This is a genomic window from Streptomyces sp. CB01201 (assembly GCF_002803085.1).
Taxonomy (GTDB): domain Bacteria; phylum Actinomycetota; class Actinomycetes; order Streptomycetales; family Streptomycetaceae; genus Streptomyces; species Streptomyces hundungensis.
Map to the genome: position 1 here is coordinate 167092 of NZ_NNBJ01000003.1, position 13806 is coordinate 180897.

A 13806-nucleotide genomic window follows, 5' to 3' on the forward strand; every position below is an offset into this window, starting at 1 on the left:
CGGCTGCCCGCGCGGGCGTGGGATGGGTTACGTTCTGGGCCGTGATCGTCGTCGCCGGAGAGTCCCTCATCGACCTGGTCCCACAGCATCCCGAGGATCCGCTGGGGCCGCTCGCGCCACGGCCCGGGGGCGGCCCGTACAACACCGCGGTGGCCCTGGGCCGGCTCGGCTCGGGGGCCGCGTTCTGCTCACGGGTCTCCGCGGACGGCTTCGGCGAGGCCCTCCTGGGCGGGCTGCGCGCGGCCGGGGTGGACACGTCCCTGGTGCAGCGCGGCCCGGAGCCCACGACGCTCGCCGTGGCGACGCTGGGGCCGGACGGCTCGGCGGGCTACGGCTTCTACGCGGACGGCACCGCGGACCGCCTCTTCACTCTGCCCCCTCAACTCCCGCCCGGGACAACGGCGTTGGCGCTCGGCACCTGCTCCCTGGTCCTGGAACCGGGCGCGACCGCCTACGAGGCACTGCTGCGCAGGGAGTCGTCGCGGGGACTGCTCACCCTCCTCGACCCCAACATCCGCCCCGCCCTGATCCCCGACCCCGATGCCTACCGGGCCCGCTTCCGCGGCTGGCTGCCGTACGTCTCCCTCCTGAAGCTCTCGGAGGAGGACGCCCGGTGGCTGGGCGGCACGCCCGAGGAGTGGCTGGCGGCGGGCCCGGCGGCAGTGGTCGTGACGCGCGGCTCGTCGGGCCTGACGGCGTACACGGCGGACGGCGCGGTGCACGCGGTGGCCGCCGAGCGGGTGGAGGTCGTGGACACGATCGGGGCGGGCGACACGGTGAACGCGGCGCTGCTGCACCACGTTCCGTCCGTGTCCGCCCTGGCGACGGCGGACTGGCCCCGGGTCCTTCGGTACGCGGCGAAGGCGGCGGCTCTGACCTGCGCACGGGAGGGGGCGCAGCCCCCCACGTCCGCGCAGTTGGAGCTACCCACCTGACCGCCCTCTGCCACGGCCCGGCTCCCCTGGGCGGCGGCCAGTGCGCGACTGCGCCGGCCGTGGGGTGGGTCTGGCGCGGGCACGACGTGGGTTTTGCGCAGTTCCCCGCGCCCCCGGTGGGTCCGCTTTCGGGCACCGGTCGTGCGTACCCGCTCGCGCAGTTCCCCGCGCCCCTGATCGGATCCGCTTTCGGGCGCCGGTCGTGCGTGCCCGCTCGCGCAGTTCCCCGCGCCCCTGTAGGCGGCCCCGGATGACTTGGTGCTGGCCCGGGCAGGCATCCCCAGCCCGTCATGGGGGTCCCCCCCTTGGCCCTTAAGGCCTTGGGGAGTTTGAGGACGAGCGCCCTTAAGGCGCGATCGGGGTCTGGGGCGGAGCCCCAGGACAGCACCCCGCCCCCTCCCGCCCCCGGAGGGTTTAGGGAAGGGGCGGGGAGGGGCACAACTCAGCCCTTGCGAGCCCGGGTCGCCTTCTTCGCCGGCGCAGCCTTCTTCGCGGCGGCCGCCGAAACCGCCTTCCGTGCGGCCGGCACGGCCTTGCTGGCCGCTACCGCCTTCTTGGCCGGCGCCCGCTTCGCGGACTTCCGCCCCGGCGAAGACGCCGCGTCACTGATCCGGTCCGCCCCCAGAATGTCCCGCAGGAACTTCCCGGTGTGGCTGGCCGGCTCGGAGGCGACCTCCTCGGGCGTGCCCTCCGCGATGACCAGGCCACCCCCGTTGCCGCCCTCGGGACCCATGTCGATCACCCAGTCCGCCGTCTTGATGACGTCCAGATTGTGCTCGATCACGATCACCGAGTTGCCCTTGTCGACCAGGCCCGAAAGCACCTTGATCAGCTTCGAGATGTCCTCGAAGTGCAACCCCGTGGTGGGCTCGTCCAGGACGTACACCGTGCGGCCCGTGGACCGCTTCTGAAGCTCCGAGGCGAGCTTCACTCGCTGCGCCTCACCACCCGAAAGCGTCGGCGCGGACTGCCCGAGGCGGACGTACCCGAGCCCGACCTCGTTCAGCGTCCGCAGATGACGGGCGATCGTCGGAACGGCCTCGAAGAACTCCAGGCCCTCCTCGATCGGCATGTCCAGGACCTCGGCGATGGACTTGCCCTTGTAGTGGACCTCCAGGGTCTCCCGGTTGTAGCGCGCCCCGTGGCAGACCTCGCACGGGACGTACACGTCCGGCAGGAAGTTCATCTCGATCTTGATCGTGCCGTCGCCCGAGCAGTTCTCGCAGCGGCCGCCCTTGACGTTGAAGGAGAAGCGGCCCGGCAGATAGCCGCGGACCTTCGCCTCCATCGTCTCGGCGAACAGCCTGCGGACGTGGTCGAAGACGCCCGTGTACGTCGCCGGGTTGGACCGGGGGGTCCGGCCGATCGGCGACTGGTCGACATGTACGACCTTGTCGACGAGGTCGTCGCCGTCCACCCGGGTGTGCCGGCCGGGCACGCTGCGCGCCCCGTTCAGCTCGCGCGCCAGGTGCGTGTACAGGATGTCGTTGACCAGCGTCGACTTGCCCGAGCCCGAGACGCCCGTGACGGCGGTCAGTACGCCGAGCGGGAACGAGACGTCGATGTCCTGGAGGTTGTTCTCCTTCGCGCCGTGCACGGTGAGCCGGCGCTTGGGGTCGACAGGGCGGCGCACATCGGGCAGCGGGATGGACCGCTTGCCCGCCAGGTACTGCCCGGTCATCGACTCCTTGTTGCTGAGCAGCTGCTTCAACGGGCCGCTGTGGACGACCTTTCCGCCGTGCTCGCCGGCGCCGGGGCCGATGTCGACGACCCAGTCGGCCACCTTGATGGTGTCCTCGTCGTGCTCGACGACGATCAGGGTGTTGCCCATGTCGCGCAGCCGGACCAGCGTCTCGATCAGCCGGTGGTTGTCGCGCTGGTGCAGTCCGATCGAGGGCTCGTCCAGGACGTAGAGCACGCCGACCAGGCCGGAGCCGATCTGGGTGGCGAGCCGGATGCGCTGGGCCTCGCCGCCGGAGAGCGTGCCGGCCGCGCGGTTGAGCGAGAGGTAGTCGAGGCCGACGTCGACCAGGAACTTCAGCCGCTCGTTGACCTCCTTCAGGACCCGCTCGGCGATCTTCTTGTCGCGGCTGTTGAGCTTGAGCTTGGCCAGGAAGTCCGCGCAGTCGCTGATCGACATCGCGGCGACCTCGGCGATGGACCGCTCCATCACGGTGACCGCGAGGACCAGGGGCTTCAGGCGCGTGCCTTCACAGGTCGGGCAGGGCACCTCGCGCATATAGCCCTCGAAGCGCTCGCGCGCCCCGTCGGTCTCGGCCTCGGAGTGGCGCCGCTTGACGAACGGCACCGCGCCCTCGAATGCGGTGGTGTACGCCCGCTCGCGTCCGTACCGGTTGCGGTAACGGACCTCGATCTGGGTCTTGTGGCCGTACAGGAGCGCCTTCTTGGCGCGCTGCGGAAGGCCGGCCCAGGGAATGTCGGTGCGGAAGCCCAGCTCGCCGGCGAGCGCCCCCACCAGACGGGCGAAGTAGTCCTTGGTGTGGCCGAGCGACCACGGCGAGACGGCGCCCTCGTCGAGGGACTTGTCCTCGTCCGGGATGATCAGGTCGGGGTCGACCTCCATCCGCGTGCCGATGCCGGTGCAGTCGGGGCAGGCGCCGAACGGCGAGTTGAAGGAGAAGGAGCGCGGCTCCAGCTCCTCGAAGGACAGGTCGTCGTACGGGCAGTACAGGTGCTCCGAGTACATCCGCTCGCGCTCGGGGTCGTCGGCCGCCAGGTCGACGAAGTCGAGCACGACCATGCCCCCGGACAGGCCGAGCGCGGTCTCCACCGAGTCGGTGAGGCGGCGCTTGGCGCCGTCCTTCACCGTCAGGCGGTCGATGACCACCTCGATGGTGTGCTTCTCCTGCTTCTTCAGCTTGGGCGGCTCGGCGAGCTGGATGGTCTCGCCGTCGACCCGGGCCCGGCTGTAGCCCTTGGTCTGGAGGTCGGCGAACAGGTCGACGAACTCGCCCTTGCGCTCACGGACCAGCGGCGAGAGCACCTGGAACCGGCTGCCCTCGGGCAGGTCGAGCACCTTGTCGACGATGGCCTGCGGCGACTGGCGCGAGATGGGCCGGCGGCACTCGGGGCAGTGCGGCTTGCCGATGCGCGCGAACAGCAGGCGCAGGTAGTCGTAGACCTCGGTGATGGTGCCGACCGTCGAGCGCGGGTTGCGCGAGGTCGACTTCTGGTCGATGGAGACCGCGGGCGACAGGCCCTCGATGAAGTCGACGTCCGGCTTGTCCATCTGGCCGAGGAACTGCCGGGCGTACGAGGACAGCGACTCGACGTACCTGCGCTGGCCCTCCGCGAAGATCGTGTCGAAGGCGAGCGAGGACTTGCCCGACCCGGAAAGACCCGTGAAGACGATGAGGGAGTCGCGCGGCAGGTCGAGCGAGACGTTCTTGAGGTTGTGCTCGCGCGCGCCACGGACGATGAGACGGTCGGCCACGCCGGTCCGCACCTTTCATAGGGAGAGGGAGCTTGCAGGACCCCCACCCAGAGTAGGGGGGCCGCCGCGGTGATGTCGTTGATTCTTGGATGAACCGGACAGGTTCCCCAACGCTTCCGAGTGGGAACCCATTCCCGAGCGTATAGCACGTGCATTCGATTTACGGACTCGTCCAGCCACCTTCACCCGGACGAGTGGCGGGGCTATCGTCGGCGCCATGATGGATCACGCGCGCGACCTGGCCTCTGTACGCGAAGCCACCGAACGGCTGCTCACCGCAGCCGCCGCACTGGACAACGCCTCCGTGGCCGAGCCGTCACGGCTGCCCGGCTGGAGCCGCGGCCATGTGCTCGCCCATATCGCACGGAACGCGGACGCGCTCGTCAACGTGCTGGCCGGGCGGCCCATGTATGCGAGCGCCGAGACCCGGGACGCCGACATCGACCGCGACGCGCCCCGCCCGCTGGACGTCCAGCTCGCGGACGTACGCGACAGCGCGGCCGGTTTCCAGGCGGAGGGCGAGCGGCCCGCCGACTGGTCCCGCACGGTCGAGCTGCGCAACGGCGTGACGGACGCCGCGGCCCGGGTGCCCTTCCGCCGGCTCGTCGAGGTCGAGCTGCACCATGTGGACCTCGGGGTCGGCTATGAACTCGAAGACCTCCCCGAGGATTTCGTCCGCCGCGAGACCGACTTCCTCGCCGAGCGGTTCGCCGGCCACAAGGACCTGCCGTCGCTCGCCCTGAGCGACGACGCCGGCCGGAGCTGGACCACTGGCGGCGGCGCCGACGGCAGCCCCGTACACGTGAGCGGCCCCGCCGCGGATCTGGTCGGCTGGCTCGCCGGACGCCGCGACGGCGCGGCCCTGAAGACGACCGGCGGGGCGCTGCCCGCCCTGCCCCCGCTGTGACCCCGGCGCTAGGGTGAGCCCATGACGTACAGCGGAGCGGTGAAGGCCGGCGGTCCCGCCGATGTGCACGAGTTGACGGATCTGATGATCTCCAAGGTGGAGGTCGGCGCGATGGGCAACAACGCCTATCTGTTGCGCTGCCGCGCCACCGGCGAGCAACTCCTCATCGACGCGGCCGCCGATCCGGCGACGCTGCTCACGCTGATCGGTGACGACGGCATCGCGTCCGTCGTCACCACGCACCGCCACGGCGACCACTGGCAGGCGCTCGCCGAGGTGGTCGCGGCGACGGGCGCGCGCACCTACGCGGGGCGTTACGACGCCGAGGGCATTCCCGTGCCGACCGATGTGCCGGTCGAGGACGGCGAGACGATCAGGGTCGGCCGCGTCGAGCTCACCGCGCGCCACCTCGTCGGCCACACCCCGGGCTCGATCGCCCTCGTCTACGACGACCCGCACGGGCACCCCCATGTATTCACCGGCGACTGCCTCTTCCCCGGCGGCGTGGGCAACACCTGGAAGGACCCCGAGGCCTTCGCGAGCCTCATCCGCGATGTCGAGACCAAGCTCTTCGACGCCCTGCCGGACGAGACCTGGGTCTATCCCGGCCACGGCAACGACACCACCCTCGGCGACGAGCGCCCGCATCTGCCCGAGTGGCACGCGCGCGGCTGGTAGCCACCGGCCGGCGGCGGGCTCCGCCGCCGGTCCCGCCTGGGGAGCCGGCCCGTTCGGGGCGTCGAAGATGTCCATGCCCCGATGGTGGCACCCGCCACTGACAACCGGCCGCGCGCGCGTGCTCCCGCCCGCCGCCCACCGAACCCCCGCGCGCCCCCGTAACGCATGATCACCCCGGGTAGTTGGCGCGGCATGAGCACCACCACAGCACCGCAGTCCCCCGCTCCCCCCTCGATGCTCCGCCTCGCGGCCGCCTCGCTCGCCGGCACCGCGATCGAGTTCTACGACTTCTTCGTCTACGGGACGGCCGCCGCCCTGGTCCTGGGCCCGCTGTTCTTCCCCACGTTCTCCGCGCTCGCGGGCACCCTGGCCGCCTTCGGCACCTTCGGGGCCGGTTTCCTGGCCCGACCGCTCGGCTCGGTCGTCTTCGGGCACATCGGCGACCGCTACGGGCGCCGCCCGGTCATGTTCGCCTCGCTCGCACTGACCGGCCTCGCGACGGTGGCGGTGGGCTGTGTGCCCTCGTACGCCTCGATCGGCATCACGGCACCCGTGCTGCTCCTGGTGCTTCGCTTCCTGCAAGGTCTGGGGCTCGGCGGCGAATGGGGCGGGGCGGTGCTGCTCACGGCCGAGCACGCGCCCGCCCACCGGCGCGGACTGTGGACGAGCTTTCCGCAGATCGGCCCGTCCCTCGGCTTCCTGCTGGCCAACGGGATCGTCCTCGCCCTGTCGGCCGGTCTGACCGACGCCCAGTTCCGCGACTGGGGGTGGCGGGTACCGTTCTGGGGCGCCGGGCTGCTCGCGCTCGGCGGCCTGCTGCTGCGCACCTCGCTCGCCGAGACCCCGCAGTTCCACGAGATGGGCGAGCCGGTCAGGCTGCCACTGCTCGAAGTGGCGCGCGGGCACTGGCGGTTGGTGCTGCTGACCGCGGGCGCCCTCGCGATCGGGTACGCCGTCTTCTACGCGGTGTCGACCTGGTCGCTCGCGTACGCGACCGAACGGCTCGGCGTCGACCGCACCGTGATGCTGACCTGCGTCATGGCCGCCGTCGCGATCATGGGCGCCCTGACCCCGGCGGCGGCGCTGCTCGGCGACCGTTACGGGCGCCGGCCGCTGTGCCTGGTGGGCTGCGCCGCCACGGTGGTGTGGATGTTCCCGATGATCGCGCTGCTCGGTACCGCCCAGCCTCTGCTGATGTTCGCCGGATTCCTCGGCGCGATGCTGGCGTTCATCTCCATGTTCGCGGTGATCGCGGCGTATCTGCCGGAGCTGTACGAACCGCGGGTGCGGTGCACCGGAGCCGCCGTCGGCTACAACCTGGGCGGTGTCGTGGGCGGCGCCCTCACCCCGATCGTGGCCACGGCGCTGTCGCGCGGCGAGGGCCCGCCCTGGGGTGTCGCCGCGTATCTCACCGGCATCGGGCTGCTGAGCCTGGCCTGTTTCGCACTGCTCCCCGAGACCCGGCCGGCGCCGGTGGCGCAGCCGGGACCCGGGGCGGAGCCGGAGGCGGCCCCGGTATAGGGGGCCGCCCCGCTGCCAGTCAGGCGCCGATGCTGTCCTTCTGGGGCTGCTCGGCCGCCGCCTGCTTCTTCGCGGCGATGAGGCTGGTGATGGTGGTGATGACCAGCACACCGCAGATGACGCCCAGCGAGACGGGGATGGAGATCTCCGGAACGTTCACCCCGTTCTCGTGCAGGGCGTGCAGCACCAGCTTCACGCCGATGAAGCCGAGGATCACCGACAGGCCGTAACTGAGGTGGACCAGCTTCTTGAGCAGTCCGCCGATCAGGAAGTACAGCTGACGCAGACCCATCAGGGCGAAGGCATTGGCGGTGAAGACGATGTACGGGTCCTGGGTGAGGCCGAAGATCGCGGGGATCGAGTCCATCGCGAACAGCACATCGGTCGTGCCGATGGCGAGCATGACGACCATCAACGGCGTCATGATCTTCTTGCCGTTGTTCCGTACGAAGAGCTTGGTGCCGTGGTACTTGTCGGCGACGCCGAACTTCTTCTCGACGGACTTCAGCAGGCGGTTCTCCTCGAACTCCTCCTCCTCGTCACCGGAGCGCGCCTCCTGGATGAGCTTCCAGGCCGTGTAGATGAGGAACGCGCCGAAGATGTAGAAGACCCAGGAGAAGTTGGCGATCACCGCGGCACCGGCCGCGATGAAGATCGCTCGCAGCACGAGGGCGATCAACACGCCGAAGAGCAACACCCGTTGCTGGAGGTGCGAGGGCACCGAGAACTTCGCCATGATCAGGATGAAGACGAAGAGGTTGTCGACGCTGAGCGACTTCTCGGTGATGAAGCCGGCGAAGAACTCGCCCGACGCCTGGCTGTTGCCGAAGAACAACAGGCCGAGGCCGAAGAGCGCGGCCAGCACGATCCAGACCACGGTCCAGACGCCGGCTTCCTTGACCGACACGTCATGGGGCTTGCGCCCGATGAAGAAGTCGGCCGCGATCAGGGCACACAGACCAAGAATGGTCAGCACCCACAGAGTCATTGAAACGTCCACTGCGCCTCCGGCGTCGTACGGCTACTGATCAGCGTCGTCGCTGCCGGAGGTCTCTTCCACCCGGGCGCCTTCCCTCGCGCCGCGGGCCGGCGCCCCGGGACCCGTCCCGTGGGTCCGTATTGACGGGAACGCCGCAGTCGGGAGTACTCCCCTCCGCTGAGAGGAAGCCTACCCGAACAACCAAGAAATGGTAAAGAGATTGGTAAAGGAGAACCAAAAGGCCAGGTCGGGGGCGTCCGTTCTGGTCCTGACAGCCGAGTGGCCGCGGCAGGCGGGCCTCAGTGCGGCCAGGCCGCGCGCGCCTCGCCGACCCGGCCGAGGACCTGCTCCAGGACCCGGCTGCCGGGCGGCGTGAGAGGCGGCTCGTACGTCCAGGCGTGCCCCACCCAGGGGTCGGCCAGGTGGTCGTCGGGGACCGGCGTCAGGCGCAGCAGCGAGCGCCACAGCGGCTGGAGGACGGGCCCGTACTCGCTGGCCTCCTCGCGGTCGGCCACCATCAGCAGATGTACGCCGACCGAGGGCCCCTCGTCCGCGAGGTAGCGCAGCTGGTTGAGGGCCCGGTCGTCGAAGCCGTGCGGAAAGTCGTTGACGATGAGCAGCTGCTCGGCGGTGTCCATGCCGGGCGGCAGCGCGTCGGCGCCCGCCCCGGCCCGCACCGCCATCTGGACCAGGTCCACCCGCTCGGTGAGCCCGGCGAGCATCGCGGACACTCCGGCCGCGCCCGCCGCGGGCGGTGCGGCGAGCACCCCGGCCCGGGTGAGCGGGGCGAGCCGGCCGGCGGCCGAGCCGGCCGGGTCGATGACGTGGACGGCGAACTCATGGGCCGGATAGACCGCGAGCAGCCGGGCCGCGACCGCCACCGCGGTGTCGACCGCGAGGCCCTTGACCCGGTCGGGGTCCAGGAAAACGGCCTCGTCGGAGCCGCCGCGCCCGGAGTCGATCCACAGACCTCGTTCCAGGGGCAGCCTGATCAGCATCGGAATGCGCAGCTCCGGCTGCTCGGGCAACGTCAGTTCGCCGATGCGCAGGGCCATCGGAAGCTCCATCGGCACCCGGTAGGCGTGCCACACCGGGTTGTCCCAGCGGGCGTACGCCGGCGGCAGCGCCGGCTCGACCACCTCGGACTCGGCGGCCAGCTGGGCGAGATCGCGGTCGAGCACCTCCCTGGCCCGGCCGACGAGTTCCTCCCGTTTGGCGTGGGCCTCCTCGCGCGCCCGGTCCCCGGCCTGTCCCATCCGGCCGCGCGGATCGGACAGGGCGCGGTCCAGCTCCTGCTCCATCCGCGAGTCCGCGAAGTCGACGGCGCTGCGGTAGGCGGCGACCGTCCTGGCCAGGTCCTCGAACATGCCCCACACCTGGTTGTAGAGCCGCTCGTCCATCGACCAGCCGGAGGCGTCGCCCGCGACGGGCGGCGCGGGCTCACCGGGTGCCGCGGGCGGCGCGACCGGGGCGGGCGCCGGGGGCGCGCCGGTCCGGCGCCGGGGGTGCGCGTAGTTGATCGGACCGCCGTCGCCGACCGGCTGAGGGGGCACCGCGGCGGGCGGTTCGGCGTCGGCCGCGTCGGCGCCGCCGGGCGCCCCGGGCGCGGGCGTACGCACCCTCGCGTCGTCGCTCGTACGCTGCGGGGGCGCCGCGACCGAGCGGGAGGCGCCGAGCGCGATGGCGTCCTGGATGGTGGCGGCGAGGCGCCCGGCCTCGGGCAGGCCCTGGTCGGCGAGGAGATCGGCGAGGCCGCCCGCGTACCCCTGGCCGATGGCGCGGATCTTCCAGGCGCCCTGACGGCGGTAGAGCTCCAGGGCCACGACGGCCGTCTCGGCGCCGAGGCCGGTGAGGGTGAAGGTGGCGATCTCGGTGCCGTCGAGTGCGGTGACGGCGACGAAGGGGGCGGCCACCGCGGCGAACCGGCTGGGGCCCGCCGTGCCGTGCGGCAGCGCGAGCAGCACATGGACCCGGTGCACGCCCTCGCCCAGGGCCTCCAGATCCACCGCGAGGCGGTGGTCGGCCGCGGCCTGCCGGGAGACTTCGAGACCGGGCAGGGTCGGTGAGCCGGGGTGGGCGACCCGCTCCGCCCCGTGCACCCGGCCCTGCTCGTCGCCGAGGGTGGCGCCGGCCACGACCGGGGTGCCGGCCGACACCCGGATCTCCAGTCGCGTCCCGGGCAGGGGGTGGTTCTGTCCCCGTACCAGCTCGGCCGTCATCGCCTCTGTCCCCTCGTCGAGTTGATGGTGGTGCGTATGCCGCGGACGCGGTTGCGTCGCAGCTCCCGACGGCGTCGTGCCTCCGGGAGCTGCGGTGCTGCGTTTTCGGTGCTTCGGTGCTTCGGTGTCCGGTGCTGCGGACCGCGGTACTCGGTGCTGCGGACCGCGGTCCAGGCACCGCCGTGTCCGGTACCGGACGTACGGTCAGAGGTGCGGCAGGATCGCGGGCATCAGGTCCTGGAAGGTGCGGCCGTTGGCGGCGTTGCCGATGGCGGTCATCTGCCAACCGGCGCCCGCGCGGTGCACCTTGGCCATGATCTGCGCCGTGTACTGGCCGCCGCCGTCCAGCGTGTAGCGGGCCAGCTCCTGGCCGTTGGTCTCGTCGACCAGGCGGCAGAACGCGTTCTGCACCTCCTGGAACGTCTGGCCGGTGAACGAGTTCACCGTGAAGACGATCTGGTCGATGTGCACCGGCACGCGCGAGAGGTCGACCAGGATCGACTCGTCGTCGCCGCCCTGCCCGGCGCCGCCCACGAGGTTGTCACCGGTGTGCCGGACCGAGCCGTCGTCGCTGACGAGGTGGCGGAAGAAGACCACGTCGACGGGCTGCTTGTCGGCGAAGAGCACCGCCGACGCGTCCAGGTCGATCTCCTGCGTCCGCTTGCCGAACAGGCCCCGGCGCGGAGCCGCCTGCCAGCCGAGCCCCATCCGCACCGCGGTCAGGGTGCCGCCACCCTGCTTCTCCAGGCTGATGGCCTGACCCTTGGACAGATTGACCGTCACGCGCTGTCCCCTCCCCATGTGTCGTTCTTGACATGCTTTGCGTTGTTGTACGTTCTCTCGCCCGACCCTACGCAGTCGCGCGGGCCGCGCGCCCGCGCCGGGGCCATTTTGTGTCGGTGTTGCAACACACCGCACACGCACGGCCCCGGCCCCCCGCGCGGACGCCTCAGGCGAGGCCCGCCTCCTTCATCTGGCGGAGCTCCTTCTTCAGCTCACCGACCTCGTCGCGCAACCGGGCCGCCACCTCGAACTGGAGATCCGCGGCAGCGGCGCGCATCCGGTCGGTCATCTCCTCGATGATTCCCGCCAGTTCGGCCGCCGGCCGGTCCGTGAGCTCCTGCTTGGCGCCCTTGGCCGCCTTGGTGCTCTTGGCCGCCTTGCCGCCGAGCGAGGGCACCGGGGCCTTCGCCGCCTTGCCCTCCTTGCCCTGGCGGTATCCGGTGCCCAGCAGCTCCTCGGTGTCGACCTCCTCGCGCGCGATGCTCGCGGCGATGTCGCTGATCTTCTTGCGGAGGGGCTGCGGGTCGATCCCCTTCTCCTTGTTGTACGCGATCTGCTTCTCGCGGCGCCGGTTGGTCTCCTCGATGGCCTTCTCCATCGCCGGGGTGACGCGGTCCGCATACATGTGGACCTGGCCGGAGACGTTTCGCGCCGCACGGCCGATGGTCTGGATCAGGGAGGTGCCCGAACGCAGGAAGCCCTCCTTGTCGGCGTCGAGGATCGCCACCAGCGAGACCTCGGGCAGGTCGAGGCCCTCACGCAGCAGGTTGATGCCGACCAGGACGTCGTACTCGCCGGCCCGCAGTTCGCGCAGCAGCTCGATGCGGCGCAGGGTGTCGACGTCACTGTGCAAGTACCGCACCTGGATGCCCAGTTCGAGGAAGTAGTCCGTGAGGTCCTCGGCCATCTTCTTGGTCAGGGTGGTGACCAGGACGCGCTCGTCCTTCTCGGTGCGCTGACGGATCTCGTGCACCAGGTCGTCGATCTGGCCCTCGGTGGGCTTGACCACGACCTCCGGGTCGACCAGGCCGGTCGGGCGGATGATCTGCTCCACGAAGCCGTCGCCGCGCGAGAGCTCGTACTTGCCGGGGGTGGCCGACAGATAGACGGTCTGGCCGATGCGGCCGAGGAACTCCTCCCACTTCAGCGGCCGGTTGTCCAGCGCCGAGGGCAGCCGGAAGCCGTGGTCGACCAGGGTGCGCTTGCGCGAGGCGTCGCCCTCGTACATCGCGCCGATCTGCGGCACGGTCACATGCGACTCGTCGAGGACCAGCAGGAAGTCCTCGGGGAAGTAGTCGATCAGGGTGTTGGGCGCGGTGCCGGGGTCACGGCCGTCGAAGTGCATCGAGTAGTTCTCGACGCCGGAGCAGCTGCCGATCTGGCGGAGCATCTCCAGGTCGTAGGTGGTGCGCATGCGCAGCCGCTGGGCCTCCAGGAGCTTGCCCTGCTTCTCCAGCTCGGCCAGGCGCTGCTCCAGCTCCTTCTCGATGCCGTTGACGGCCTTCTCCATGCGCTCCGGACCCGCCACATAGTGGCTCGCGGGGAAGACGTACAGCGACTGGTCCTCGCTGATGATCTCGCCGGTGATCGGGTGGAGGGTGGACAGGGCCTCGATCTCGTCCCCGAACATCTCGATGCGGACGGCCAGTTCCTCGTAGACCGGGAAGATCTCGATGGTGTCGCCGCGCACCCGGAAGGTGCCGCGGGCGAACGCCATGTCGTTGCGGGTGTACTGGATGTCGACGAAGCGGCGAAGGAGCTGGTCGCGGTCGATCTCCTCGCCGACCTTGAGCGGCACCATGCGGTCGACGTACTCCTGCGGCGTGCCGAGGCCGTAGATGCAGGAGACGGACGCGACGACGATCACGTCCCGCCGGGTGAGCAGCGAGTTGGTCGCCGAGTGGCGCAGGCGCTCGACCTCCTCGTTGATCGAGGAGTCCTTCTCGATGTAGGTGTCCGACTGCGGGACGTACGCCTCGGGCTGGTAGTAGTCGTAGTACGACACGAAGTACTCGACGGCGTTGTTGGGCAGCAGCTCGCGGAACTCGTTGGCCAGCTGGGCGGCCAGCGTCTTGTTCGGCGCCATGACGAGCGTGGGGCGCTGGAGCTTCTCGATCATCCAGGCCGTCGTCGCCGACTTTCCGGTGCCGGTCGCGCCGAGCAGGACGACATCCTTCTCACCTGCACGGATGCGCTTCTCCAGCTCGGCGATGGCCGCCGGCTGGTCACCGCTGGGCTGGTAGGGACTGACGACCTCGAAGGGCGCCACCGTACGTTCGATCTTGGAAACGGGCCGCATGCAACCACCGTACGACCCGCCACTGACAACC

The 13806-nt window shown here is 70.7% G+C and carries 9 protein-coding genes; 4 read left to right on the forward strand and 5 right to left on the reverse strand.

All coding sequences use genetic code 11. The features are described from left to right. The first annotated feature begins 41 nt into the window (after positions 1-41). Positions 42-935 (forward strand): carbohydrate kinase family protein, encoded by an 894-nt coding sequence (locus CG740_RS08775; RefSeq protein WP_100574442.1) that lies wholly within the window; start codon positions 42-44, stop codon positions 933-935. Between the two features lie 442 nt (positions 936-1377). On the opposite strand, the gene uvrA is transcribed toward CG740_RS08775, so the two are convergent. Then, the gene (gene uvrA / locus CG740_RS08780; protein ID WP_100574691.1) at positions 1378-4389 is read right to left on the reverse strand and encodes an excinuclease ABC subunit UvrA; all 3012 of its coding nucleotides are present in this window, start codon (positions 4387-4389) and stop codon (positions 1378-1380) included. A 217-nt stretch (positions 4390-4606) separates the two neighbouring features. Here uvrA and CG740_RS08785 point away from each other — a divergent pair, with 217 nt between their 5' ends. From CG740_RS08785 to CG740_RS08795, 3 genes are all read left to right on the forward strand, one after another. Continuing rightward, the gene (locus CG740_RS08785) at positions 4607-5296 is read left to right on the forward strand and encodes a maleylpyruvate isomerase family mycothiol-dependent enzyme (protein ID WP_100574443.1); all 690 of its coding nucleotides are present in this window, start codon (positions 4607-4609) and stop codon (positions 5294-5296) included. A 21-nt stretch (positions 5297-5317) separates the two neighbouring features. Further along, entirely contained in the window at positions 5318-5974 is a 657-nt protein-coding gene (locus CG740_RS08790; protein WP_100574444.1) for an MBL fold metallo-hydrolase, read from the forward strand. Positions 5975-6208: 234 nt separating this feature from the next. Continuing rightward, on the forward strand, positions 6209-7495 hold the full coding sequence (locus CG740_RS08795; RefSeq protein ID WP_100574692.1) for an MFS transporter: 1287 nt from the start codon (positions 6209-6211) through the stop codon (positions 7493-7495). 19 nt (positions 7496-7514) lie between these two features. Here CG740_RS08795 and CG740_RS08800 read toward each other — a convergent pair whose 3' ends face one another. The 4 genes from CG740_RS08800 to uvrB form a co-directional block, all read right to left on the reverse strand. Further along, complete coding sequence (locus CG740_RS08800; RefSeq protein WP_100574445.1) at positions 7515-8495, reverse strand: TerC family protein; 981 nt, start codon at positions 8493-8495, stop codon at positions 7515-7517. A gap of 278 nt (positions 8496-8773) precedes the next feature. After that, complete coding sequence (locus CG740_RS08805; protein ID WP_100574446.1) at positions 8774-10693, reverse strand: TerD family protein; 1920 nt, start codon at positions 10691-10693, stop codon at positions 8774-8776. Positions 10694-10897: 204 nt separating this feature from the next. Beyond that, positions 10898-11476: a TerD family protein gene (locus CG740_RS08810; protein WP_100574447.1), complete on the reverse strand. Its 579-nt coding sequence runs from the start codon at positions 11474-11476 to the stop codon at positions 10898-10900. Between the two features lie 166 nt (positions 11477-11642). Further along, positions 11643-13775, reverse strand: coding sequence for an excinuclease ABC subunit UvrB (gene uvrB / locus CG740_RS08815; protein ID WP_100574448.1), 2133 nt, complete (start codon positions 13773-13775; stop codon positions 11643-11645). Between the last annotated feature and the right edge of the window lie 31 nt (positions 13776-13806).